Genomic DNA, 25,986 nt, shown 5'->3' on the forward strand with positions numbered 1-25,986 from the left:
GTGTTCCAGTGTTTTATTCTTAATAATAGTTATTTATTAATTTTAATGTACAGTTATGTTGACAGATGTGGCGAATATAGCTGCCGTTGGTGTATAAACTAAAATGTCGAGCTACTTAGAAAAAATCGTAAATTTTGTTATCTTAATCACATTAGAGCAAAACGTGCTATCTGTTGTTTATCTGGGATAGTTCTAATGCGTAAAAACAACATTTAAATATTCGTCATTAAATTCCAATATTCGGTTTGTATTATTAACTTTTAATAATACTGGGTTGCTGTGTGTCTGGAATTTTTGCTGTGTCCGAGAGAAAAATGAGAAAGCTGGAACATTTCAATCTGTTATTAATGCTTATTGCATTGGCGGCTGTTGGCCAAATGACGCAAACTATTTATGTCCCTGTGATTGCTGAAATTGCAGTGTACTTTAATGAACCTTCTGGTGCCGTTCAGAAGGTGATGGCGGCATATTTATTTTCATATGGTTTTTCGCAACTATTATATGGGCCATTATCCGACCAAATTGGTCGTCGTCCTGTTATTTTAGCGGGGCTGACTATTTTCTTATTTTCGACCATTGTGGCGATTTTTGCGCCGACTTTAAATACGCTCACTATCGCAAGCGGCATGCAAGGCCTTGGTACAGGGGTTGCGGGTGTTATGGCGAGAACCATGCCCCGAGATTTATATAAAGGCACGGCATTGCGCTATGCAAATAGTTTATTAAATATGGGTGTTTTGGTAAGTCCATTATTAGCGCCGATGTTTGGTGGAATATTGGCTCACTTTTTTGGTTGGCATGCCTGTTATATTTTCCTATTTATCCTAGGTGCGGGCGTATTATTTAGCATGTATCGGTGGCTACCTGAAACACGGCCTGTATCCCCAGAAAAACGTAAAATGGTGGCGTCATATTGTGAGTTACTCTCTAATGGGGCATTTTTGTCTTATTTATCGATGTTAATTGGTGCGCTGGCGGGGATTGCTGTTTTTGAAGCGAGTAGCGGTGTTTTAATGGGCGGTGTATTGGGCCTCAGTAGCATTACTGTCAGTATTTTATTTATATTACCTATCCCCGCTGCCTTTTTTGGTGCGTGGTATGCAGGGCGTGAAGGAAAAACGTTCTACAACTTGATGTGGCAATCGGTATTAATTTGTTTGCTTGCAGGTTTAATGATGTGGATGCCGAGTTGGTTTGGCATCATGAATACGTGGACGTTGTTAGTCCCTGCCGCCGTATTTTTCTTTGGAGCAGGTATGTTATTTCCGCTTGCGACCACAGGAGCGATGGAGCCATTCCCTTATTTGGCGGGCGCTGCGGGCGCACTTGTGGGGGGCTTACAAAATGTCGGTTCTGGGGTTGCAACATGGGTTTCTTCATTAATGCCACAGCATGGGCAATTTAGTCTTGGCTTGCTGATGTTCTTGATGTCGGTTCTTGTACTCTTGTGTTGGCTGCCGCTGGCTCGTCGTATGGGGCATTCGGAAAGAACAGTTTAATATTAAATAGTTAGGCGGGGGCACCCGCCTAATTATTTATTGAGTAGGTATTCCCATTAAATAGGGTTTTGGTGTGGCAATATCGGATAATGAAGTCGCCGTGTATGCCTCCTGTGTTGGAAGCGCCGATATAAGTTCCGCTTGGTTGGCGAGTGCATTAAACACAACTGGACGATGATAATCTAAAAATGTTTTATCCTCTGTTAGCAGTGAGTTTTTGTCTTGTACAAGCCAAATTTTCCTCGCGTTGATACTATCTTGTAAATGTGAGTCAATATGAATAACGATATCAGTGCACTCTAAGCCTGGTGTGCTGTCAATGGTTCCTCTTACTGTTAATGTCATCTTTTCATGTGAAAAGTGCCAATCCTCCAGTGGCGTCTTTTCTTGTTGTTCACCCTTTTTATCAACCATCTTTAGAGTTACCCAATAACGATACTCACCTTCAGGTAATGATAAGCTCGTTATGTCAATTTCCTGGTAAATATTCATATCAGCAATCAATAACTGTTCAGCGCGGACGGCGATACATACAACTTCCTGTGATGTTTCTATCTGTTTATTGAGGTGATTTATTGGCGTGAAAGATTGAGAAGTATACACGTTATCTTTCACGCCAAATGGGTCAGATAAAGAAAAATACTGTTGATGTAGTTTGCCACCTACAACCCAATTTGCCTTTAGTGCACTTAGTGGTGTAATTTTTTCTTTATTTACTTTACCCGTTGAAAAATCAATAGCATCTGCATCTGTACTTGCCCAAAAAAGTGTATTTCCTTGCCAGTAGTTATCCAAAATGAGTCTCTCTGGCAATTCATCAGTGTGGCTATTTGCAAATAAACGATTTGCCAATGAGGAAGGGTTGGTGTATCGGATGATTTCTCGCCCCAGCTCTTTTTGAGGGTTGAGCTGGTATATTGCGAATTTAACCAGCTCTCCTTTGTCTGCAATATTTAAGCTAATATCATTTTTATATATTTTGACTTGTAACTTTTCTGTTATTAGGCCTTTGGGTGTTGCATAAGTCACCACAATGGCATGGCTATGATAGGGGTAATAAGGGCGGCCTTTACCCGTTTCAAGGTTATGATAATCAGCGGATAGGTTACCGATTGTACGGTCTACCAGTAAAGTATTATAAGGATGAGGAATGTCGTCCTTGAAGGATAACTGACCGCGAAGCCAATACACTGGTACATCACGTTGATGGGGCCATTCATCGATATTTTTGTATGGATAATATTGGGTGAAATTTTCCTGCGTTAAGGTTTCCCACTGTTTTTCTGATTCGTTCCAACGTTGGTAAAAACCATCCCTTGCAAAGTTGTTATCCTCAATATCTTCCCCTTTAATGTGATTCGGTTGCCAGCGTGTTTTTTGGCTTAAAAATTGCGAAATACGTTGGTTAAAATAATCAGAGTGGGGCAAAAATGCATCATATTGTTCGCTAGTAAAATAGGAGAGGCTGGAGTACATCGCTGGGTAAAGGGGAGCAGTGGTTCCATGTTTATCTTGGTATTGATAAGTGGAATAGTGCTGGCGGTGTTGGTTATAGGCAGGCGTTGGGCCGTGGGCTGTTGGGTCATAAGGGTATGTCGTATTTTTAACATTGGTATGAGGTAAGCCTAACCCATGACCAAAGATTTCATGCCATAAGGTTGCTGGCTCATGTATGCCGCCGCCTGCATGTTGCCTCGCCAAGCCGAGAACATGGTAACGGAGTGATGCGGTAAAGGGGTGAATCGCCGAATAATGGTAAATTTCATCTGAATGATTTGAATTGTGAAATTGTGAACTATTTAAATATGCCCAGTTGATTTGTGAGTTGAGATGGTGAGGAACTTTTTTGGGATCATCATATTTAGGGTGAATTAAATTTTCTGCGTCATAAGCGAGTTCTTTATAAGGGTGCACGCCTGGGCTTCGAGTGGTTGCAGGGGGGCTATACAGAGTGAGTTGCTTAATTGGCAACATCGTCACTGCTTCTTGTCCCCAGCTCAGTGGAGAATAAGCATAAATACCGTGGCCGTGCTGGTATAGGGTATAGTTATCAACATAGGCGGTGATATGACTATCCAATGTGACGTTGGGTGAAATGAGGCCGTATTGGTTTGTTTCTGGGGTAATCAAGGCTTTTTGGTTGGCAACGATAACAATTTGAAAACCAGGTTGTACCCATTCACCTTTTATGGGTGCGGTAAAACTTTGGGCGTGCTGGTGGTAGGCTAAGGGATTCGTGGTATTAGGGAGGGGGGTTAATTGAGTTGGTAGGTTGTCAGGCCCCGTCAGAGCGACTCGTGCCAATATTTTTTTTTCTTTATTGCTGACAATAGCCACTAAATCAGGGGAATTAGCTGAATAGGGATGCGTGATATCCACTTTGAGCAGTGCCCAGCGGTTAGCGATTAGGCTAAAATAAGGGTCATTTGGTGACTGTAAGTGAGTTTGCGCCAGTTGAATAGCATGAGCCTGCATACCCTCTGGTGTGGGGTGATATCGTCGTTTGGGAGCCTGGTAAATCGGGTCTGAAAGGGTAAAGGTTCGTTTTCCTGGTATAACGACTTGGGGAGCTTCATCCGTTTGTAAATGAATGGAAATCGGTGCAGATTGGCGACCATCGTGGCTGATTGTCGCTAAATCAAATTGATCTAGGTTTGATCTTAATGCAGTTTCATGGGGGATATAGATCCATTCTCCAGTTTGCGGATCGACGGTCACATCGCCAAATTTAGCCTGCTCAAGAATCTGATATCGCTGAATATTATCATGCTGAGCTAATTGCCCTGTTACGGTGCCAATAATCAGTTGATTGGGATGTTTATGGGGGTTTTCAGTCACTAAAATCGGTAGTATTTGTTCCCCTCGTTGTTGCTTTAGCTGAAATTGTGAAAAAACAATGTGCTTTCCCGTCATATTCAGCGTGTTATTTTGATATCTCACCGTGATAGGGTTTTGCTGTAATGCTGCTATCTCTTGATTTACATGAAATTCAATCGCTTGAGCGATAGAATTCCATGATGTGTGGCGTTCAAGGGCAATATCATGCAACGTAACAAGTGGTTTGCCATCAGTGTCGTGAATGGCAATCGAAAAATATTGTGTATTTTCCAATAAAGCATCGGTTAATTTGAGTGCATTGATTGAGGCTGGGGAAAGCGTAATGGTGTGTTGGTAACCATGGTGTTTCACTCGTGATGGCCGAATTTTATTTTGCTCTACAGGGGATAATTCAGCTATCAATTGCTGGACTGGTTGAGATGCTGCTTTTTGGCTATCTCGAATGATTAACAGACTCCCCCCAGTTAATTCCAGCCAGTGACGAATTAATTCAACTTGTTTATCGTTGGCGCTTTCAGAAAGCACCACGATATCATAATGGCGATGCCATTGGCCGCTGGGTAGTAGCAAATCGGCAATTTGTTCTTGAGCGCGGGGTTCGCCTTCACGCCATTCGTGGGGTGAATTAAAACTATCAACAAATAGGCCCTGTAGTGAATGAAAGGCAAAACCCGAAAATGTTTCCTCGAGTAGGGTGCTAAGCACAAAGTGATACTTAGTTTCTCCAATCATTCTAGGCTTATCAATTAGCCAGCTGAATAGGCTATGTGACGCTTTTGCTTCCTGAGAGGACACGGGATTTTTTTGTAATGCGCCCAACCATGGCGAATTTGCATCTAGTACTGCGACTCTGCCTCTATTTCGATATAACCCTAACTTTAATACTTTCTGTTGTTTTTGTTGGTCATCCATAACCTTATACCTTTTATAAAATACGTCATTTTATGTACATGTGAAGCAACGATTTTAAACAAGAAAATAGTGTCTTTCTAATTTATTATTAGTCTGATTATTTCCATTCTATTTATTAGCGAATTGATTTTATAAAAATAAAAAAGGCGGCACCGAAGTACCACCTTTGTGACAACGAGATCAGTTTTAAGTTAATGCCTACGCTTTATCTTCCCACTCTTGTGCCCGTGCGACTGCTTTTTTCCAGCCTTCGTATTTGAAATTACGCTCAGTGGTTTCAATACCTGGTTTAAAGACGCGCTCAATAGTCGCTTTGCTTTGCAGCTCATCCAGGTTATTCCAAAAACCAACCGCTAGACCAGCAAGGTAAGCCGCACCCAGTGCAGTGCTTTCACGTACTTCAGGGCGTTCAACAGGCGTGCCTAGGATGTCAGATTGAAACTGCATTAAGAAGTTGTTTGCCACTGCACCGCCATCAACACGCAGTGCTTTTAGGCGTTCGCCAGAATCGGCTTGCATCGCATCAAGCACATCACGGGTTTGGTAAGCGATAGATTCTAACGTTGCGCGAATGATGTGGTTACGGTTCGCACCGCGCGTTAATCCAAAAATCGCGCCACGTGCGTATGGGTCCCAGTATGGAGCCCCTAAACCAGTGAAAGCAGGCACCACATACACGCCATTACTGTCTTTCACTTTGGTAGCGAAATATTCAGAGTCTGTGGATTCATCAATCAGTTTTAGTTCATCACGCAGCCATTGAATGGATGCACCACCAACGAACACTGCGCCTTCGAGGGCGTAATTCACTTCCCCTTTTGGCCCGCAAGCAATGGTGGTTAATAGCCCATGGTTAGAACGAACCGCGGTTTCCCCTGTATTTAACAGCAAGAAACAACCTGTTCCATAGGTGTTTTTGGCCATGCCTGGTTTTACGCACAACTGACCATACAGTGCCGCTTGTTGGTCACCTGCCATGCCCGAAATGGGAATACGCGTACCACCTTTACCCCCAATGTTGGTTTGACCATATACTTCAGAAGAAGGGCGAACTTCAGGTAACATGGCACGTGGGATATTCAATGCTTTGAGAATTTTGTCATCCCACTCTAAATTGCGAATATTAAACAACATGGTACGAGATGCATTGGTGTAATCAGTCACATGTACGCGGCCTTGGGTCATTTTCCAGACCAGCCAGGTATCGACGGTACCAAATAGCAATTCCCCTTTTTCAGCACGTTCGCGAGCACCCTCGACGTTATCTAAAATCCACTTAACTTTTGTTCCTGAAAAATAAGGGTCAACCACAAGGCCTGTATTTTGGCGAATATACTCTTCTAAATCTTTTTCATTTTGCTTGAGATGAGTACAGAAATCAGCGGTACGGCGGCATTGCCACACAATCGCATTATAAATAGGTTTACCTGTCTCTTTTTCCCAGACAATGGTTGTTTCACGTTGGTTGGTGATACCAATCCCTGCGACTTCATCGGTACGAATATCTGCTTTAGCTAATACTTCGACCAATGTGGAACTTTGTGATGCCCAAATTTCCATTGGGTCGTGCTCTACCCAGCCAGGCTTAGGGTAAACCTGAGTGAATTCACGTTGTGAAATGCTCACAATATTCGCATCGTGGTCGAGTACGACAGCTCGAGAACTGGTTGTGCCTTGATCAAGTGCAACGATATATTTTTTTTCAATGGTGGTTTCAGTTGTCATAATTTAAGCCTGTTCCGAGGATTTTGGGTTTTTGACGGATAATTTTTCTGCTTTGGTCTCTTCTTCACATACCATGCAAGGCAAGTGGCGACCGATTAATTTGCGATAACCGAAGGCTCCTAGCAGACCACCGACAATAGGCGCTGTCAATGGGACAAGGAAATAGGGAATGTCTCGACCACCCGTGAAGGCAATATCACCCCATCCAGCGAGATAAGCGACAACTTTAGGGCCGAAATCACGTGCTGGGTTGAGGGCAAAGCCTGTCAGTGGACCAAATGAACCGCCGATAACCGCAATTAAGATACCAATTAATAGGGGGGCGAGAGGGCCACGTGGCACACCGTTACCATCATCAGTTAAGCCTAAGATTAAGCAAACGAGGATGGCAGCGATGACGACTTCAATAAAGAATGCATGAAAGACGCTAATTTGCGGAGCGGGATATGTTGAGAACACCCCAGCGGTAAATAAGCTTTCTTGTGTGCCGCGGATAATATGGTGAACTTGTTCGTAATCGAAAAAAACAGGGGAATACATGGCGTAAACGAGTGCAGCGGCACAAAAGCCACCTAACATTTGCGCAATGATGTACGGCACAACTTTGCGCTTATCAAAGCATGCAAACAGCCAGAGAGCGAGGGTAACTGCAGGGTTAAGGTGGGCACCTGAAATACCTGCTGTGAGATAAACGGCTAAAGCGACGCCGAATCCCCAGATAACACTAATTTCCCAGAGGCCAAGCTGTGCCCCTGCGATTCTGACGGCGGCAACACAACCTAAACCAAAGAATACAAGTAGCGCAGTCCCTAAAAACTCCGAGATGCACTGACCAGTGAGTGATGTTGAGGTCATTTGGCTCATATGTTTCTATCCTACGAAAATGAAAATTATTGTAATGTTTTTTTAAGTTAAGATTTTCTAATGGAAAACCCTTATCTGTAAATTTATCGTTAAAGAACATAAACGAGAAATATCGAAATTGAAAATTGTGTGTTACATCACTAAAGCGAACAAAAACAAACAAAAATAGTGATGTAATCGACCTTTGCTATGTGATCAGACCAGTGTTTTTATCATCACAATGTACTGATTCAGATGGAAGGAGCTGGACACAGAGGATCATGCTACTTACAATCGTGTAAAAGCTGATAAGGGAGACCAGAAACATGTCATTTGAAGTATTTGAGAAGCTCGAATCCAAAGTTCAACAAGCGATTGATACAATTACCCTGTTACAAATGGAAATCGACGAATTAAAAGATAAAAACGGTGCATTAAGCCAAGAGTTAGAAACTGCAAAATCAGGGACCGATTCACTCGTGCGTGAAAATGAACAATTGAAGCAAGAACAGCAAGCTTGGCAGGAGCGTTTACGGACTTTGCTAGGTAAGATGGAAGAAGTGTAATTTCTCGTCATACTTCGCGTTGTAGGGGTGTTGGCTTCGTCTCTTCGCCCTAGTCACATACTTATGTATGCTCCTAGGGTCTTATCGACTTGCCGCCTACCTACAACACGAATTATTTAGAGAAATGTTTGTTATACCTCACGTTGTAGAGCGCTGGCTTCGTTTGGATACCCTAATTACATACTTATGTATGCTCATCGGGATATCCTTCACTTGCCGCCTACCTGTGACTCGAATTATTTTGGAGTATGTTTTCTGAGATATGTGAAAAGTGAGTGAAAAAACAGAAAGCGGAAGGCAGAACAAAAAAGAAAAAGGCAGATATTCGAATCTGCCTTTTTTTATTGAATTTGGTGAGGCTTATTCGTCGAATTCATTCTCTGTAGTTTCTTGGGTGAGCGGTTCTTCAGACAAAATCATGCCAGTATTATCCGCATACAGATAATCACCTGAGAAGAACGTAACACCACCAAAATTAACACGGATATCGCTTTCGCCGATACCTTCATCAGGGCAGCCCGCAGGCATCGCAGCGATAGCTTGGATCCCAAGGTCAAGTTCCATCAGGGCATCAACTTGGCGCACGGCACCGTAAACTACAATGCCTTCCCAGTGGTTATCGACGGCTAACCTTGCCACTTCGGCATCGATTAGTGCTTTACGGACAGAACCGCCACCATCAACGAGCAGAATACGACCAGCGCCTTCTTCTTCCAGCAAATCATACAGGAGGCCGTTATCTTCAAAGCACTTCACTGTAATGATTTGACCGCCAAATGAAGTACGTCCACCAAAGTTGGAGAAAAGAGGTTCTACCACGTTAACGCTTTCTTGGTATATATCGCAGAGTTCGGAAGTATCATATTTCATAGGATTTAGGTCTTTTTTTGCTGCAAGAGGATGCCAGTATATCCCTTTTGATCTGTACTTGGCAAAATTCCCCGCCTAAAAATAGGCGGAAAAAGTCAAAAAATGGTCAAATAACGCAGGTTATTTACTCATTACCACGCCAACAGCGAATAACACGTTCGTCACAAGGGCGGCTTTAACCATGTTCTCAAGAAGCGGGCGCATCCCTTCGGGGGTGGGGTCGGTCAGGACACGGCGAAGGTGATTGAGCAATATTGGGACTGCGAATAAGAATAACCAACCACTCCAGCCTGATAAGTAAATCAACTTGAACAGCACTAAACATAAAATAGCCACAATAATAATAATGGCATGGTAAATACGTGCACCTTGTGGCCCTAAACGAACCGCTAAGGTATTTTTTCCTGCTTTGATGTCGTTCTCAATATCACGCATATTGTTGATATTTAATACGGCGACAGAAAGTAGGCCACATGCGGTAGCAGGTAAGACGGTGATGATGTTGAATGTATTCGCTTGCAAATAATAGGTGCCAATCACACTTAGCCAACCAAAGAAAATTAAGACGGAGATATCACCTAACCCCAGATAACCATAGGGTTTTTTGCCCACGGTATAGGTAATCGCGGCCACAATCGCCACGAGGCCTAGCGCAAGAAAGCCAAAGGCATCTTCAGGCTTTTCGCAGGCGACAATAATCAGTAATAACCCTGATAGGCAGGCTGCGGTAATATTGAGTTTCAGCGCTTTTTTCATATCCGCTTGGGTAATCACCCCTTTTTGCATTCCGCGCAGTGGCCCAATGCGTTCAGCGGTATCCGACCCTTTTACGGCATCGCCGTAATCATTCGCGAGGTTTGATAAAATCTGGAGTAAGCCTGCTGTAATTAGCGCAAGCAAGGCGACTGGCCATTTGAAATGACCTGTCAGGTAGGTGAGTGCAGAGCCAGTGACAATGGCGATAACCCCAAGAGGCAGGGTTTTAGGGCGAAGACTTTCAATCCAAGCTTGTTTACGACTTATTGTTGTGGATGTCGGCTGCATGCAGTTACCTATAATTCAAACTCTTTGAGATACGTTCTTAAAAATGTAATAACCCACCGCATGAAGAAATACCAGAGTATATTCAATGCAATGGGCTGAATATTTCATAGAAAAAGTGCAGCGATAAAAGCTGCACTTTAGTCGATGTATATTAAGGATACATGAAAACCTGATAATTAATAAGATTATAAAATAAATCTACTCAAGTCTTCGTCCGCAACCAGCTCATCTAAGTGCTGTTTCACGTATTGCGCATCAATTTGGATGGTTTGGCCATTACGGTCGCTTGCATCAAAAGAGATGTCTTCCATTAAACGCTCAAGCACTGTGTGCAGGCGGCGTGCACCGATGTTTTCGGTAGACTCATTGACCTGCCATGCAGACTCAGCAATCTTACGAATACCGTCAGCAGTGAACTCAATATTTACCCCTTCAGTGGCCATCAGTGCTTTATATTGTTCCGTTAAAGAGGCATTTGGCTCCGTTAATATCCGCACGAAATCTTCCGTGGTCAACGCTTGCAATTCAACGCGAATTGGCAAACGGCCTTGTAATTCAGGAATTAAATCCGATGGGCTAGAGACTTGGAAGGCACCAGAGGCAATAAACAGGATATGGTCGGTTTTTACCATACCGTGTTTAGTCGAAATGGTACAACCCTCGATGAGTGGCAGTAAGTCACGTTGTACCCCTTCACGAGAGACATCTGGACCTGAACTTTGCCCACCGCGTTTACAGATTTTGTCGAACTCATCGATAAACACAATACCGTTTTGCTCAACGGCTTCGATGGCTTGTTCTTTTAACTCTTCAGGGTTAACTAACTTAGCGGCTTCTTCTTCCACCAGCAACTTGAACGCTTCTTTGATTTTCATCTTACGCGGTTTTTGTTTTTGCCCTGCGAGATTTTGGAACATCGATTGCAGCTGATTGGTCATCTCTTCCATACCTGGAGGTGCCATAATCTCAACACCCATCGGTGACGCAGCGACTTCAATCTCAATTTCTTTATCGTCTAACTGTCCTTCGCGTAATTTTTTACGGAAAGTTTGGCGTGCTGGGGAATGCTCATCTGCAGGCTCCGTTTGTCCCCAGTTATTTTTTGCTGGTGGGATCAACACGTCCAGAATACGTTCTTCTGCCATTTCTTCCGCACGGTAGCGGTTTTTTTCAATAGATTGCAAACGCACCATTTTTACTGCGGAGTCAGTTAAATCACGAATGATTGAGTCGACTTCTTTACCCACATAACCTACTTCAGTAAATTTGGTGGCTTCAACTTTAATAAATGGCGCGTTGGCTAATTTAGCTAAGCGGCGGGCAATTTCAGTTTTACCTACCCCTGTTGGGCCAATCATCAAAATATTTTTAGGCGTGACTTCATGGCGTAACACTTCGTTTAACTGCATGCGGCGCCAGCGGTTACGCAGAGCAATGGCAACAGAACGTTTGGCTTTATTTTGGCCAATAATATGATTGTCGAGTTCGCTGACAATTTCGCGTGGAGTCATTTCGGACATGCTAACAATCCTTATGATTTTGAAGAAATTTCTTCAAAGTTGACATTATGGTTGGTGTAAATACAGATATCGCCTGCAATGGCGAGTGCTTTTTCAGCAATTTCTTTTGCGCTTAAATCTGTATTTTCTAACAGTGCGCGTGCAGCAGATTGTGCATATGGGCCACCAGAGCCAATAGCGATTAAATCATTTTCTGGCTGAACGACATCACCATTACCCGTGATGATGAGGGAGGTATGTTCATCTGCTACGGCAAGCAGTGCTTCTAGTTTGCGCAGCATACGGTCTGTACGCCAATCTTTAGCGAGTTCTACGGCCGCTTTGGTTAAATGGCCTTGGTGCAGTTCGAGTTTGCGTTCGAACAATTCAAAAAGCGTGAATGCGTCTGCGGTGCCACCGGCAAATCCGGCAATGACTTTGTCATTATAGAGACGGCGAACTTTGCGGACATTGCCTTTCATGACGGTATTACCCATCGTCGCCTGTCCATCACCACCAATTACGACCTGGCCATTACGGCGAACACTTACGATTGTTGTCATGAGTTAGCCCCTGGTTTTATTACAAAAAAATGCAGTTGAGTTTTATTTTCAAGAGATAAAACCCAAGTGATAGTTGTTGATTAGCTATCACTTGGATTAGGTTAAAGATAAAAACAACCGCTCATGAGTGCGTTAAAACAGTAGATGGGGTGGGGGATGGGGTTTTTCAACCCCCTGATGCACGAAGAATACAACCTGAAACGCCAACACCTGCTGCGCGGTCACGCATTTTCTCTGCAGTTGACTTGGAATAAGGGCCAAGAACAATTCGATGCCAGCCACCACCTGCAGTCACGCGGCTTTCAATCCCTGCAAAAGCTAAAGTGGCGCGAACAGACTCCGCTTGGTCAGCGGTACGGAATGAGCCACATTGTACCAACATGTTTTGCATGCTATTTGCGGGCTTTGGCTCCGCAGGTGTTGCAGGTTGTACAGGGGCAATTGGCGCAGTAGGGCGAGTTTCTGGTTTTGGCTCAGCATTCACCACGGGTTTACGTTGAACAGGCTCAATAGGTTGAGCGGGCTCATTGATAATCACTTGAGAACGAGGAACAGGTTTGCCGTTGGACGGCACTTCTTGCAAATTCGTGACGGGTTGGCGTCTATCTGAATCCATTTGCTCTAATAATTGGCGTTGTTCAGGGGTTAAGTCTGAAGGGCGCAGAATATTATTACCCGAGCTAGGTTGCTGGGTATTTGGCAAATCAACGCCACGGCGTTCTAATTCTTTAATATAGCGCCAGCGCTCTTCAGGTTTGGGGGGAAGCGTGCTGCCTGCAGGAGCTGAAGGTGTAACAACTTGCGGCTGCGGCGCATCCTTTTTGTTGTGGGTGATATAAAACAGGCCACCAACAAATAGCACAACAATTGCCACCGCAACAACCAGCGTGGTCATTGGTAGACCTTGTGCTTTTTTTGATTTCCCTTTGCCTTTTTTACGGGCGGATGACCGCCCACGAGCTACATAATCTTTTTGTGCCACGCTATTAATTCACTAGTTATCAATCGTTAGTCATCATCTGGATTAACATGTTACTTAACCTGAACAATTTTGACTAGCTTTTAGGCGCTTTTGTGCTTTCTCTGATGATTAAATCAGAATCTAGGAGACGTGAACCTGGTGTAACGTTGTTGCCATGGATTTGTTCAAGTAGCAATTGCATTGCATGATGACCAATTTCCGCGCGAGGTTGGTTAATTGTTGTTAACGCAGGTAAGGTATATTTTGCTTGTTCTAAATTATCAAATCCAACAAAAGATAAATCATCTGGCAGAGTTAACCCCATCTTTTTGGCTTGCCACATTGCGCCAATAGCCATGATATCACTGTGGCAAAAAATCGCAGTTGGTGGTTCAGGGAGAGATAACAGTGTTTTCACGGCTTCAGCGCCACCCTCATGTGTAAAGTCGCCACGAATAATATAGTCATCACGCAATTTTTCCCCTGTCCTCAGCATCGCTTTTTTGTAGCCTTCTAAACGATACTGGCTAAGTGGCATATGCGATGGCCCTGCAATACACGCAATCAGCTTGTGGCCTTGTTTTTGAAGGTAATGGGTGGCATTAAATGCTGCTGTTAAGTTGTCAATGTGTACAGTCGGTAGTTTTAATTCAGGGGCGAATTCATTCGCCATCACAATAGGGGGTAAGTTTTTTTGTTCTTCAGTCGAAATATCGAACGGGATATTTGAGCCTAATAACACCATGCCATCGATTTGTTTGGTGATTATTAGATTAATAAAAGCATTTTCCTGTTTTTCTTGATGTTTGCAGTCACCAATCAACACAAAGTAGCCTTCTTGTGCGGCAATTTCTTCAATGCCACAGACCACGTCACTAAAAAACGGGTCACGAATATTGGGAACTAACACCAGAATGGTTTTTGATTCATTGCGTTTATAGCTTCTTGCTAAGTTATGAGGATAGTAGCCAACATCCATAACCGCTTGTTCGACTTTTTGGCGGGTCTGTAAGGAGACCTTTTCAGGGTTCATTAATGTTCTGGAGACCGTCGCTGTCGAAACGCCCGCGGCACTAGCAACATCTTTCATTGTTGCTGTGTTATTGTGTTTTTTACTTTCCACAACGCCTTCCTTAGATTGATTTAATCGTTTGCTTTTTTTTGAATGGCGCAAGCACGTCATTATTTATGATTAGAAGTTATTCTAATTGGATTCTCAATAATATCTGTTACCTAGTTTGCATAAAAAGTGTGACATGCGTCATTTTTTAGAGCTGCTTCGCAAATTTCAAAAATAATTTAGGATGCAAAAAGATAGGTGAAACTCAATCTGTTCGAAATTCACACAAAAATGATATTTATGCAAAAAAGTAGATAGCTCATAATATCAATAAACTGAACGCCAAGAGACGAAGAACGACTGATAGAATAATCAGGTAAAATAAAATACCCCTTTAAATTTCGGTCATGCTTTAGCCATCTGTTGGGTCGACATCTACATTCCATTTTACTTTGCGACTTTCTGGCTGCTTAAGAATTTCAGGGAGTAACTGCGCCATAAATTGTTGTAAATAAGGGCGAGAAGGGTGCTGTAACAGCAGTTGCCAGCGGAAACGACCGCCACGTTTTGCTTGAATCGACGGAGATGGCCCTAAAATCCATAGCTTAGCATCGCTTTGTGGGTGCTCTGTGATGTACTGACGGACATTTTGTAAGAACTGTCGTGAGTCCTGGTTATTATGATCTTCTGAGCGGATCAAAATATGGTTGGTATAAGGTGGGAGCATTGCTACACGGCGTTCTTCCATCGCTTCTTGAGTAAATGCGTTATAGCCGTTTTCCAATAAGGTTAATAGTAAAGGGTGTTCAGGGTGGTGAGTTTGTAAAAGTACTTCCCCTTGTTTACCCGCACGACCTGCACGACCTGAAACCTGCACATACAGTTGAGCAAAACGCTCTGCGGCGCGAAAATCACTGGAAAAGAGGGCACCATCGACATCCAGTAATGCGACTAGCGTAACATCAGGAAAATGATGGCCTTTGGCTAACATTTGCGTACCAATTAAAATGCGAGCTCCGCCCTCGTGGACTTGGTTCAAGTGTTGTTCAAGTTCCCCTTTGCGGCTTGTTGTATCTCGGTCAATGCGTGTGACAGGGGTATTAGGGAATAGCTCCGATATCCCTTCTTCGAGTTGTTCCGTTCCCATGCCAACGGGAACCAAATGGGTTGAGCCGCATTGTGGGCATTGGCGAGGGACGGGGCGCTGGCTATCACAGTGGTGGCAGCGTAACTGGTGGAAGTTTTGGTGCAACGTATAGTAGTGGTCGCAGCGTTGGCACTCAGCAATCCAACCACATTCATGGCAAATCAGCGCAGGGGAGTAGCCGCGGCGATTTAAAAACAAAATCACCTGATTATTTTGTGCTAGATGCTCTTTAATGTGTTGGATAAGCAAGTGTGAAAGACCAAACTTCAACGGTTGGCCTTTTAAATCAATTAAATGCTGTGTAGCAGGGCGTGCATTTCCTGCGCGGATAGTCAGATTTAGTTGGCGATATTTTTGTTGCTTCACATTGAGTAAGGTTTCGAGTGAAGGGGTTGCAGTGCCCATCACTATTGGGATGTTATTTTTTTTCGCTCTAAAAACGGCCAAATCCCGTGCGTGATAACGCCAGCCATCCTGTTGTTTGTATGAATTGTCGTGTTCTTCATCAATAATAATGATGCCGAGGTTGGCAAATGGCGTAAAAAGGGCAGAGCGCGTACCAATGATAATGGCGGTTTGGCCTAATTTAGCGCGTAACCAGACGGCTAAGCGTTCGCTATCATTAAGAGCGGAATGTAGCACATCCACAGGGGCTTTAAACCGTTCGCGAAAGCGGTTAATCGTTTGTGGCGTTAAACCAATTTCAGGCACCAGGACGAGCGCTTGTTTTCCTTGTGCCAGCACATTTTCTAGCACACTCAAATAGACTTCTGTTTTCCCTGAGCCCGTGATACCTGCTAGTAACCAAGGCGAAAACTCATCGTCTTGAGCACGTATCGCCCCGACAGCTGTAGCTTGTTCACTATTAAGACGTAACCGTTCACCGCACACTTCAAAAGTGGATTGCCATTTTTCGGCAGTCGGTTGCACAGGATGTAGTTCGACATACTCTTTCTTTTTAAGGGATTGTAGCGCGCTTTCACTGATTTCAAGCTCACTAACTTGATGGCGATAAACCGCGCGGCGTTTGAGGAGTGCTAGCGCTTGTTGCTGTTTGGGCGATCGCTTAAATTCATTGAGATCGGCAGCGCTTCCCGTTTTAGTGACTTGCCATTGCCAGATTGGCGTAAATTCAGCGGCTTTCCCTTGGCGCAGTAATATTGGTAAGGCATGAAAGAGAACCTCGCCTATCGGGTAATGGTAATATTGAGAAGACCACAGTAAGAGCTGCCACACATCATCAGGAAACAGTGTTTGTGTGTCTAGAACCAGTTCGATGGTTTTTAGCTGATCTTCTGTAAACTCGCTTTTATCGCTATGTTTGACCACAATACCAAGGGCTTGGCGTTTACCAAATGGTACCATCACACGGCTCCCCACAACAGGAAGTGGCATGTTATCTGGCAGTCGATAATCAAAAGTGCGGTTTAAAGGAACAGGTAAAGCCACCTGAACGACGATCATAACTGGGTTTCCGTCTATTTTTTATGCGATGATAACAATAATATTTCACTAGAGTATCACAAAATTTACTCGGTTTTCATTGCGTGATAAACAGAATTTCTGTATGATCCGCCGCCTTTGGTACTTAATTTTACCAATACGTAAATTCAATCAACACGACGTGTGGTGTCCGGCGTTAGGGCTGGAATGGCGACACGGCCTTAATAGAGGTTCTCCCATGAAAAAAGGTATTCACCCTAAATACGAAGAAGTTACTGCAACTTGTTCTTGCGGTAATGTAATGAAAATTAATTCAACTGCTGGTCACTCGCTGAACCTGGACGTTTGTGGTAACTGCCACCCGTTCTATACTGGTAAACAGCGTGATGTTGCAACTGGTGGTCGTGTTGATCGCTTCAACCAACGTTTCAGCATCCCAGGTTCTAAAAAATAATCGAACTTGTGAAATGCGAAAAAAAGGGAAACTCAGTTTCCCTTTTTTAATGCCTAAAATAGGCGTTTCTTGTTTTTAACCGAATAAATTAGAAACGGTTAAGCACGCCGAACATGCCATCATTACTACGGGCTTATACTTTAGACTTGAGTGTATCGCCATCGTCGTTATAACTGACATCAGATTTACCCGCGTCTAAGAAGCGATAGCTTATTATCTATCGCTTACGGCACGGAGCCGGTGCGTATTGCGTATCTGCTGGGAACGGATTGGCTTCACAATCAGGTAATTCTTCACGGACTTCAAGAAGTGCAAAACCAATGACGCCAATATTTCGTTCATCGCCTTGGGCATTTTGATTCACATAGGACTCTTGCGGAGCGGCAAAACGGAATGCGGCGACTTGATCTTGGCTTTTACGGAAGCCTTCAATAGTCACTTCACTTCTAGGGCGAATTAAATATCCACTATTTTGATAAGAACCTGCGCGGCCATTTAATACATCAATGCCATCGACGCTTGTCACCACTTCATAAATCCGATTTCTATCGGTATTTTTGATGGTTAATTGGTAACGTTGGCCTTCTTGAGCAGGCAAAATATATTGCCCTTGGTTATTACGGTACATTGGCATTTTACGACCACGTTCATCTGTCACCCGAATTTCGACGGGAGATAACGCGATATAGCTCATGGTTTGAAGATGGTTAGGAACTCGTTCGCCACGGTAATAGATAGCAGCAGTATCAAAAGGCGTGTTGGTTAAGCGTGTGGCATTAACGGTGGTAACCGCAGAATTGATATCTTCCCCCCATTTTGTCCCGAGTTTTTTCGCTGAAGATTGGGGTGCTGCGACATCTTTATTGTCTTGGAATTCCGCATATGGGCGATTCCCACACCCCGCGGTGACCAGTAACATACCGCTTAGTAGCCCAATTAAAGCCAGATTGTATTTATTCATTGCACTATCCTTCGTGATTTTAACTATTAGCTATGGCTATGGATTAATACTCGAAAGTGTAGAGCGTGGGAGTGAATAAAGCCTGAGGGGGATTCTGAATTGAAAATAATTCAGAAGAATCTAGCCCATTTTTTATCTAGGAAACGGCACTACGCCACAGAGATTGTGGCGTAGTACGGGTATTTGGAATGCGTAAGTGCAATTCGTAAGAATTAATATTCCCACGTTTCTGGGTCAATACCCAATTCGCGCATAATTTCTTTTGCGGCTTCTGGGATCTCGTCATTGCGTTCTTTACGCAGATCTTCATCATTTGGCAGTGGTTGTCCAGTGAACGCATGTAAAAATGCTTCACACAGTAATTCACTGTTAGTGGCATGACGTAAGTTGTTAATCTGACGGCGAGTACGTTCGTCAGTTAAAATTTTGAGTACCTTTAACGGAATAGATACTGTAATTTTTTTTACTTGCTCACTCTTTTTGCCATGTTCAGCATACGGACTGACATATTCACCATTCCATTCAGCCATGAGATACCTTGGATATTTTCAGTAATAATAAAAAATAATATGCATATTCTTTTTAATAGAAACTTATTCTAAGCTCTAAATCGAGAATGCCTGCATATATGTTAGGCGCGACTTAATGTAGTTTAACACAAAATATTGCGTAAAATTAACGATCTAAGCCTACTTATGCGATTGACTATCAATTAACACATAATTATTAAGGCTGATTATTCCATTACTTGATATAAACGTAAAGAGGTTTAGACGTCTAGATATGTTGACGTCTAAACATCCAATGGGTATGATTTGGTCTATCACTGTTCAGGAGAAGCGTTTATGACTTACAAGCCGTCAACCATCGCAATTCATAATGGATTAAATGAAGACCAACAATTTGGTTGCGTAGTGCCTCCCATTTATTTATCCAGTACCTATAATTTTACTGACTTTAATGAGCCTCGGGCTCATGATTATTCACGTCGTGGCAACCCAGGACGTGATATTGTGCAAAAAACATTGGCACAGCTGGAAGGTGGTAGCGGAGCAGTGATGACAAATAGCGGTATGTCGGCGCTTCACCTAATATGTACTGTATTTTTGCGACCAGGAGATTTATTAGTCGCCCCACATGATTGTTACGGCGGCAGCTACCGTTTATTTAACAGTCTGCATGAACGCGGGGCATATCAAGTTCAGTTTGTCGACCAAAGTGATGAAACGGCATTAAAAGCGGCGTTGGCGAAAAAACCAAAATTAGTTCTTATCGAAACGCCAAGTAACCCGCTATTAAGAATTTTTGATATCCAGCAGATTACTCAGTTAGCCCATGAAGTTGGCGCATTGGTCGTGGTGGATAACACGTTTTTGAGCCCGATACTTCAGCAACCTATCTCGCTCGGTGCCGATTTTGTTGTGCATTCGTGTACAAAATATCTTAATGGTCACTCAGATATTGTGGCAGGGGTTGTGATTGCAAAAGAAGAGAAATGGGCAATAGAATTAGCGTGGTGGGCCAATAATATTGGCGTAACAGGCGGGGCGTTTGATAGCTATTTATTGTTGAGGGGCATTCGAACCTTGTCCCCGCGTATTTTACAGCAACAACAAAATGCACATGAAATCGTAAAATATCTTAAAGCTCAGCCTTTGGTCAAAAAATTGTATTATCCTGCACTGGAAGATCATCCAGGCCATGAAATTGCACTCAAACAACAAAAAGGGTTTGGGGCGATGTTAAGTTTTGAATTTGCAGGTGATGAGTCACAATTACGTCATTTCTTGAGTGCACTAAAGCTGTTTACATTAGCGGAATCATTAGGTGGGGTAGAAACATTGATTTCACATACAGCCACAATGACCCATGCAGGGATGTCAGCACAGGCGCGTTTTGAGGCAGGTATTACAGACAGTTTATTGCGTATTTCAGTCGGGATTGAAGATGTGCAGGATTTAATTGCAGATTTAGATCAAGCATTTAAGGTTGCGGCACAACGTTAGCGGAGTTTTTTGATGAGTGTACTAACAGCGGTTGAGGTGGCTCCTTGTCACCGTCAGTTACATAAGTTTGGGGGAAGTAGTTTAGCGGATGCAAAGTGTTATCAGCGGGTCGCAGCTATTATGGCAAACTATAGCCAACCCGATGATTTAATGGTGGTTTCTGCAGCTGGCAGTACAACTAATCAATTGATTAATTGGCTGAAATTGAGCCAAAGTGACCGTATTTCGGCTCATCAGGTACAGCAATCTTTACGTCGTTATCAGCTTGAGCTAATTGAAAATCTTTTGCCAGAAAAACAGGCAGAGACTTTAGGGCGGTTATTTATTCAAGACTTAGAGCGTTTAAGTGCTTTGCTTGATCATCCCGTTAATGATGCGGTTTATGCGGAAGTGGTTGGCCATGGTGAAATTTGGTCGGCACGCTTAATGGCGGAAGTACTCACACAAACTGGCATGCCAAGTGCTTGGTTAGATGCACGTCTATTTCTACGCGCTGAACGTGCTGCACAGCCACAAGTTGATGAAATAAAATCACGCTATTTATTACAGCAGCAGTTAACGCAATTACCTAATCGCCGTATTGTTGTGACTGGGTTTATCTCGCGTAATCAGCAGGGTGAAACAGTTCTATTGGGGCGCAATGGGAGTGATTATTCGGCGACCCAAGTGGGAGCATTGGCAGATGTGGCAAAAGTCACAATTTGGAGTGATGTTGCAGGGGTGTACAGTGCGGACCCTCGTAAAGTGAAAGATGCCTGTTTGCTGCCCTTATTGCGCCTTGATGAAGCAAGTGAATTAGCGCGTTTAGCGGCTCCTGTTTTACATACACGTACTTTACAGCCTGTTTCTGTAAGCAATATTGATTTGCAACTTAGGTGTAGTTACCAGCCAGAGCAGGGCTCTACAAAAATTGAACGCGTTTTAGCCTCTGGTGCAGGGGCAAAAATTGTCACAAGCCATGATGATGTCTGTTTGATTGAGCTGCGTATTGCAGCAGGTCGTGATTTCAAACAAATTTGCAAAGATGTGGACTTACTGCTCAAACGCGTTCAGTTACGTCCACTTGCGCGGGGAATTCACGATGACCGTGCGTTAATTCAATTGTGTTATACCTCTGAAATTGTCGAAAGTGCGCTAAATGTTCTCGAAGAAGCGGCTTTACCAGGGGCATTATCGTTACGGGAAGGTTTTTCTTTAGTCGCTTTAGTTGGCGCAGGTGTTTGCAAAAAACCACTACATAGCCATCGTTTCTATGAAGAGCTTAAAGGCCAGCCTGTCGAATTCATTTGGCATTCAGAAGATGCCATTAGTTTGGTTGCAGTGCTGCGAACTAATCAAACTGAGCACCTGATCCAAGGTATGCACCAAAGCTTGTTCCGCGCCGAAAAACGTATTGGCTTAGTGTTATTTGGTAAAGGGAATATTGGCGCACGTTGGTTAGAGCTTTTCGCGGCAGAACAACCGAATATCTCTGCTCGCAGTGATTTCGATTTTGTGTTGGCAGGTGTGGTGGATAGTCGTCGCAGCTTATTGAATTATCAAGGTATCGACCCAAGTCGTGCATTAGCCTTTTTTGACGATGAAGCCATTGAACATGCAGACGACAACTTATTTCTTTGGATGCGTTCCCATCCTTATGATGACTTAGTGGTTTTAGATGTTACAGCCAGTGAGGCATTAGCGGAAAGCTATATAGATTTTGCCAGTTATGGTTTCCATGTGATCAGTGCCAACAAAATCGCTGGGGCGGCACAAACAGAGCAATATCGCCAAATTCGTGACGCCTTTTCAAAAACAGGTCGCCACTGGTTGTATAACGCGACTGTAGGTGCAGGGTTACCCATCAACTACACAGTGCGTGACTTGAAAGAAAGTGGAGATGGAATACTGGCGATTAGCGGTATTTTCTCGGGGACGTTGTCTTGGTTATTTTTGCAATTTGATGGCTCAGTACCGTTTAGCGAACTTGTCGAGCAAGCGTGGCAGCAGGGTTTAACTGAACCTGACCCACGAATTGACCTTTCTGGGCAAGATGTGATGCGTAAATTGATTATTTTAGCACGTGAGGCGGGTTATGATATTGAACCCGATGAAGTACGTGTTGAATCATTAGTACCAAAACAAGCACAGACAGGTTCTTTGGATGAGTTTTTCGAAAACAGCGCGGTGATCAACGAGCAAATGCAACAGCGTTTAGAAGCGGCACAAGAACTAGGGTTAGTGCTGCGTTATGTGGCTCGGTTTGATGCAGTGAAAGGGAAAGCGAAAGTGGGTGTGGAAGCGGTAAAACCAGACCACCCATTGGCTTCATTATTGCCAGGCGATAATGTATTTGCTATCGAAAGTCGTTGGTATCGTGATAACCCATTAGTCATCCGCGGCCCTGGTGCTGGGCGCGATGTCACTGCTGGGGCAATTCAATCGGATTTAAACCGATTATCTCAATTGCTGTAGTTATTTTTTGTTTGTATTGGTGCTCTTATTTTTATAAAGAGCGCCAATGCATCCATGAAATTTTTTAATTCTCGCCATTTTTTCCCTTTTTTTATTCTGATGATTTAATTCTTCAACATTATTCATGTCTTAAAAGTGCTGAATCGACGATATATTGCGCTGAAACAATACTTAAATAAGAAAAATTAATAAAAATAAGGCTGTAATTAAATTTCAGAAAAATCCCCCAAAGCCATTTTTTTCTGATATGAATATACACTCAAGGGTAAATTTAGCGGGCTGCATCACAAAACGACAACTCTAACGCAGCCGACTGAAATTTTGTTACAGGAAACAGGTCGCAGTCTGTTAACCGTGCTTAGTGCGGGGATGCATTCTGCCAGAAGCACAAGGTCAGGAGTCTCATGAATCAGCAATATTCCGCAATGCGCAGTAATGTCAGTATGCTGGGTAAGCTACTCGGCGATACCATCAAGGAAGCACTAGGCGAGGACATACTTGATAAAGTTGAATCCATTCGTAAGCTTTCCAAATCCTCCCGTGCAGGTAATGAAGTTCAACGCCAAAAATTGTTGATGACATTACAAAACCTTTCGAATGATGAATTGCTTCCCGTTGCAAGGGCATTTAACCAATTTTTAAACCTGACTAACGTGGCTGAGCAGTACCACAGTATTTCTCCACACGGGGAAGCGGCAAGCAACCCAGTGGCACTGAAAAAATTATTCAGCCGCTTAAAAGACAAAAGTTTTACCGATAACGATATCCAAAAAGCGGTGGAGCAGTTATCCATTGAGCTGGTGTTAACCGCGCACCCAACTGAGATTGCGCGTCGAACTCTGATCCACAAATTGGTCGAGGTAAATAATTGCTTATCACAACTCGATCACGATGATATTGCCGACTATGAACGTAATAACATCATGCGCCGTCTGCGCCAATTAGTGGCTCAATCCTGGCATACGGACGAAATCCGTAAAATTCGCCCAACGCCAATTGATGAAGCAAAATGGGGATTTGCGGTTGTAGAAAATTCGTTGTGGGAAGGGGTTCCTGCGTTTTTACGCGAGTTTAACGAGCAACTGGAAGAGTCTATTGGGGCTGTTCTTCCTGTCGAAGCTAACCCAATCCGTTTTACATCATGGATGGGGGGCGACCGGGATGGTAACCCAAACGTAACAGCAGATGTCACTCGCCACGTCTTGCTATTAAGCCGTTGGAAAGCGGCAGATTTATTCCTCAAAGATATTCAGGTTCTAGTCTCTGAGTTATCCATGACGGAAGCCACACCTGAGCTGCGTGCGTTAGCAGGGGGAGACGATGTTGACGAACCTTATCGTCAGATCGCAAAAAACCTGCGTAGTCAATTATTCTCTACGTTAGAATATTTAGAACGTCGTGTGAAAGGCGAACAAGTTCTGCCACCTGCAGATCTGTTAACGGATAACGCCCAATTATGGGACCCGCTATACGCCTGTTATCAATCATTGATTGCCTGCAATATGAAAATTATTGCCAATGGTCAGTTGTTAGATACCTTACGCCGTATTCGCAGCTTTGGTTTACAACTGGTGCGTATCGATGTGCGCCAAGAAAGCACACGTCATACCGATGCGATTGCAGAACTTACTCAGTATTTGGGATTAGGCGATTATGCACAGTGGTCTGAGGAAGAAAAGCAGCAATTTTTATTAACAGAATTGCAGTCCCGCCGTCCATTGATCCCGCAAGATTGGCAACCAAGTGCTGAAACCCAAGAAGTGTTTGAAACGTGCCGCGTGATTGCGAAAGCGAAGAATGATTCCATCGCAGCCTACGTGATTTCAATGGCAAAAGTCCCTTCAGATGTTTTAGCAGTCAAATTATTGCTCAAAGAGGCGGGTGCTTCTATTCGACTGCCTGTTGCTCCGTTATTTGAAACCCTTGAGGACTTAAATAACGCACAAAGCGTCATGACAAAACTGTTAAGCATTGACTGGTATCGTGAGCTTATCGATGACCGCCAAATGGTGATGATTGGTTACTCAGACTCCGCGAAAGATGCGGGTGTGATGGCCGCATCATGGGCGCAATATCGTGCGCAAGATGCGTTAATTAAACTGTGTGAAAAAGAAGGTGTTACGCTGACGTTATTCCATGGCCGTGGTGGTACCATCGGTCGCGGCGGTGCACCAGCACATTCTGCATTACTGTCTCAACCACCAGGAAGTTTAAAGGGTGGCTTACGCGTGACTGAACAAGGGGAAATGATCCGCTTTAAATTCGGTCTACCACAAGTCACCATTAGCAGCCTTGCGTTGTATGCAAGTGCGATTTTAGAAGCGAATTTATTACCACCACCAGAGCCAAAAAATGAGTGGAAATCTGTCATGGATTCGCTGTCTGACGTTTCTTGTACTATGTACCGAGACTATGTGCGTGAGCAGCCAGACTTTGTCCCTTACTTCCGTGCTGCAACCCCCGAGCAAGAACTGGGTAAATTACCATTAGGCTCACGTCCAGCAAAACGTCGCCCGACGGGTGGTGTGGAAACCTTGCGTGCAATTCCATGGATTTTTGCCTGGACGCAAAACCGCTTAATGCTCCCTGCATGGTTAGGTGCTGGGGCGGCACTGAAACATGTAATTGAGCAAGAGGGCAAGCAATCTGTGCTTGATGAAATGTGGCAGCAATGGCCGTTCTTTAATACGCGAATTGCGATGTTAGAGATGGTGTATGCCAAAGCTGACCTGTGGCTGGCGGAATACTATGATCACCGTTTAGTGGAAGAGCGTTTGTGGCCATTGGGGCAAAAACTGCGTGACCAGTTATCGGATGATATTAAGAGTGTGCTGGCGGTATCGAAAGACGAAGCACTTATGGCGGATTTACCGTGGATTGCCGAGTCTATCGCCCTGCGTAACGTATATACCGATCCACTTAACGTGTTGCAGGCAGAATTACTGCACCGTTCTCGCCAACAAGAACACCCAGATCCACGTGTTGAACAAGCACTGATGGTGACTATTGCTGGTGTTGCGGCAGGGATGCGTAATACAGGTTAGTAGCGAGTTACCGATTTAGCTGAGAATTGAAAGGTTACCTATTAAGGTAACCTTTTTACTTTTTATTGATTTGCTTTCCATTGATCCCATTTTTCCC

Annotated in this window: 18 protein-coding genes; 6 read left to right on the forward strand and 12 right to left on the reverse strand. The window is 43.8% G+C overall.

The window, feature by feature from the left end; genetic code table 11:
* The first annotated feature begins 314 nt into the window (after positions 1-314).
* Entirely contained in the window at positions 315-1,499 is a 1,185-nt protein-coding gene (gene emrD, locus PR808_RS18915) for a multidrug efflux MFS transporter EmrD (protein ID WP_206085999.1), read from the forward strand.
* A 36-nt stretch (positions 1,500-1,535) separates the two neighbouring features.
* Here emrD and PR808_RS18920 read toward each other — a convergent pair whose 3' ends face one another.
* The 3 genes from PR808_RS18920 to PR808_RS18930 form a co-directional block, all read right to left on the reverse strand.
* The gene (locus PR808_RS18920) at positions 1,536-5,249 is read right to left on the reverse strand and encodes a hypothetical protein (protein WP_272539882.1); all 3,714 of its coding nucleotides are present in this window, start codon (positions 5,247-5,249) and stop codon (positions 1,536-1,538) included.
* A 198-nt stretch (positions 5,250-5,447) separates the two neighbouring features.
* Positions 5,448-6,974 (reverse strand): glycerol kinase GlpK, encoded by a 1,527-nt coding sequence (gene glpK, locus PR808_RS18925; RefSeq protein ID WP_206085963.1) that lies wholly within the window; start codon positions 6,972-6,974, stop codon positions 5,448-5,450.
* Positions 6,975-6,977: 3 nt separating this feature from the next.
* On the reverse strand, positions 6,978-7,838 hold the full coding sequence (locus PR808_RS18930; protein ID WP_206085966.1) for an MIP/aquaporin family protein: 861 nt from the start codon (positions 7,836-7,838) through the stop codon (positions 6,978-6,980).
* A gap of 305 nt (positions 7,839-8,143) precedes the next feature.
* Here PR808_RS18930 and zapB point away from each other — a divergent pair, with 305 nt between their 5' ends.
* The gene (gene zapB, locus PR808_RS18935; RefSeq protein WP_004265299.1) at positions 8,144-8,383 is read left to right on the forward strand and encodes a cell division protein ZapB; all 240 of its coding nucleotides are present in this window, start codon (positions 8,144-8,146) and stop codon (positions 8,381-8,383) included.
* A gap of 360 nt (positions 8,384-8,743) precedes the next feature.
* Here zapB and rraA read toward each other — a convergent pair whose 3' ends face one another.
* The 7 genes from rraA to priA all read right to left on the reverse strand — a co-directional run bounded on the left by rraA (position 8,744) and on the right by priA (position 16,991).
* Entirely contained in the window at positions 8,744-9,253 is a 510-nt protein-coding gene (gene rraA, locus PR808_RS18940) for a ribonuclease E activity regulator RraA (protein WP_206085970.1), read from the reverse strand.
* Between the two features lie 120 nt (positions 9,254-9,373).
* On the reverse strand, positions 9,374-10,297 hold the full coding sequence (locus PR808_RS18945; protein ID WP_206085971.1) for a 1,4-dihydroxy-2-naphthoate polyprenyltransferase: 924 nt from the start codon (positions 10,295-10,297) through the stop codon (positions 9,374-9,376).
* A gap of 185 nt (positions 10,298-10,482) precedes the next feature.
* The gene (hslU, locus tag PR808_RS18950) at positions 10,483-11,817 is read right to left on the reverse strand and encodes an HslU--HslV peptidase ATPase subunit (protein WP_206085972.1); all 1,335 of its coding nucleotides are present in this window, start codon (positions 11,815-11,817) and stop codon (positions 10,483-10,485) included.
* Positions 11,818-11,828: 11 nt separating this feature from the next.
* Positions 11,829-12,359, reverse strand: coding sequence for an ATP-dependent protease subunit HslV (hslV, locus tag PR808_RS18955; RefSeq protein ID WP_004265304.1), 531 nt, complete (start codon positions 12,357-12,359; stop codon positions 11,829-11,831).
* 166 nt (positions 12,360-12,525) lie between these two features.
* Entirely contained in the window at positions 12,526-13,341 is an 816-nt protein-coding gene (ftsN, locus tag PR808_RS18960) for a cell division protein FtsN (RefSeq protein ID WP_272539883.1), read from the reverse strand.
* A gap of 73 nt (positions 13,342-13,414) precedes the next feature.
* Complete coding sequence (gene cytR, locus PR808_RS18965; RefSeq protein ID WP_206085974.1) at positions 13,415-14,443, reverse strand: DNA-binding transcriptional regulator CytR; 1,029 nt, start codon at positions 14,441-14,443, stop codon at positions 13,415-13,417.
* A gap of 349 nt (positions 14,444-14,792) precedes the next feature.
* A complete protein-coding gene (priA, locus tag PR808_RS18970; RefSeq protein WP_206085975.1) occupies positions 14,793-16,991 on the reverse strand; it encodes a primosomal protein N' in 2,199 nt (732 codons plus the stop codon).
* A 217-nt stretch (positions 16,992-17,208) separates the two neighbouring features.
* Between priA and rpmE the strand changes: the two genes are divergently transcribed.
* On the forward strand, positions 17,209-17,424 hold the full coding sequence (gene rpmE / locus PR808_RS18975) for a 50S ribosomal protein L31 (RefSeq protein ID WP_004265313.1): 216 nt from the start codon (positions 17,209-17,211) through the stop codon (positions 17,422-17,424).
* 217 nt (positions 17,425-17,641) lie between these two features.
* Here the strand turns inward: rpmE and PR808_RS18980 are convergent, their stop codons facing one another.
* Together PR808_RS18980 and metJ are read right to left on the reverse strand one after the other, a co-directional pair.
* Positions 17,642-18,385 carry a hypothetical protein gene (locus PR808_RS18980; RefSeq protein ID WP_272539884.1) on the reverse strand — a complete coding sequence of 248 codons (744 nt, stop codon included), beginning with the start codon at positions 18,383-18,385 and terminating at the stop codon, positions 17,642-17,644.
* Positions 18,386-18,597: 212 nt separating this feature from the next.
* Entirely contained in the window at positions 18,598-18,915 is a 318-nt protein-coding gene (gene metJ, locus PR808_RS18985; RefSeq protein ID WP_004265315.1) for a met regulon transcriptional regulator MetJ, read from the reverse strand.
* Positions 18,916-19,230: 315 nt separating this feature from the next.
* Between metJ and metB the strand changes: the two genes are divergently transcribed.
* The 3 genes from metB to ppc all read left to right on the forward strand — a co-directional run bounded on the left by metB (position 19,231) and on the right by ppc (position 25,889).
* Positions 19,231-20,391: a cystathionine gamma-synthase gene (gene metB / locus PR808_RS18990; RefSeq protein WP_272539885.1), complete on the forward strand. Its 1,161-nt coding sequence runs from the start codon at positions 19,231-19,233 to the stop codon at positions 20,389-20,391.
* A gap of 12 nt (positions 20,392-20,403) precedes the next feature.
* The gene (locus PR808_RS18995; RefSeq protein ID WP_206085978.1) at positions 20,404-22,845 is read left to right on the forward strand and encodes a bifunctional aspartate kinase/homoserine dehydrogenase II; all 2,442 of its coding nucleotides are present in this window, start codon (positions 20,404-20,406) and stop codon (positions 22,843-22,845) included.
* Positions 22,846-23,249: 404 nt separating this feature from the next.
* Entirely contained in the window at positions 23,250-25,889 is a 2,640-nt protein-coding gene (ppc, locus tag PR808_RS19000; RefSeq protein ID WP_206085979.1) for a phosphoenolpyruvate carboxylase, read from the forward strand.
* Positions 25,890-25,986: the final 97 nt, after the last annotated feature.

It is taken from the genome of Providencia sp. PROV197 (assembly GCF_028479625.1).
GTDB classification, from domain to species: domain Bacteria; phylum Pseudomonadota; class Gammaproteobacteria; order Enterobacterales; family Enterobacteriaceae; genus Providencia; species Providencia vermicola.

Bases quoted from the DNA above. Each gene is read 5' to 3' on its own strand.
- metB (WP_272539885.1), top strand. From the start codon at position 19,231: ATGACTTACAAGCCGTCAACCATCGCAATTCATAATGGATTAAATGAA.
- zapB (WP_004265299.1), top strand. From the start codon at position 8,144: ATGTCATTTGAAGTATTTGAGAAGCTCGAATCCAAAGTTCAACAAGCG.
- emrD (WP_206085999.1), top strand. From the start codon at position 315: ATGAGAAAGCTGGAACATTTCAATCTGTTATTAATGCTTATTGCATTG.
- PR808_RS18945 (WP_206085971.1), bottom strand. From the start codon at position 10,297: ATGCAGCCGACATCCACAACAATAAGTCGTAAACAAGCTTGGATTGAA.
- rpmE (WP_004265313.1), top strand. From the start codon at position 17,209: ATGAAAAAAGGTATTCACCCTAAATACGAAGAAGTTACTGCAACTTGT.
- metJ (WP_004265315.1), bottom strand. From the start codon at position 18,915: ATGGCTGAATGGAATGGTGAATATGTCAGTCCGTATGCTGAACATGGC.
- PR808_RS18920 (WP_272539882.1), bottom strand. From the start codon at position 5,249: ATGGATGACCAACAAAAACAACAGAAAGTATTAAAGTTAGGGTTATAT.
- PR808_RS18930 (WP_206085966.1), bottom strand. From the start codon at position 7,838: ATGAGCCAAATGACCTCAACATCACTCACTGGTCAGTGCATCTCGGAG.
- PR808_RS18980 (WP_272539884.1), bottom strand. From the start codon at position 18,385: ATGAATAAATACAATCTGGCTTTAATTGGGCTACTAAGCGGTATGTTA.
- priA (WP_206085975.1), bottom strand. From the start codon at position 16,991: ATGATCGTCGTTCAGGTGGCTTTACCTGTTCCTTTAAACCGCACTTTT.
- hslV (WP_004265304.1), bottom strand. From the start codon at position 12,359: ATGACAACAATCGTAAGTGTTCGCCGTAATGGCCAGGTCGTAATTGGT.
- glpK (WP_206085963.1), bottom strand. From the start codon at position 6,974: ATGACAACTGAAACCACCATTGAAAAAAAATATATCGTTGCACTTGAT.
- ppc (WP_206085979.1), top strand. From the start codon at position 23,250: ATGAATCAGCAATATTCCGCAATGCGCAGTAATGTCAGTATGCTGGGT.
- PR808_RS18995 (WP_206085978.1), top strand. From the start codon at position 20,404: ATGAGTGTACTAACAGCGGTTGAGGTGGCTCCTTGTCACCGTCAGTTA.
- rraA (WP_206085970.1), bottom strand. From the start codon at position 9,253: ATGAAATATGATACTTCCGAACTCTGCGATATATACCAAGAAAGCGTT.
- hslU (WP_206085972.1), bottom strand. From the start codon at position 11,817: ATGTCCGAAATGACTCCACGCGAAATTGTCAGCGAACTCGACAATCAT.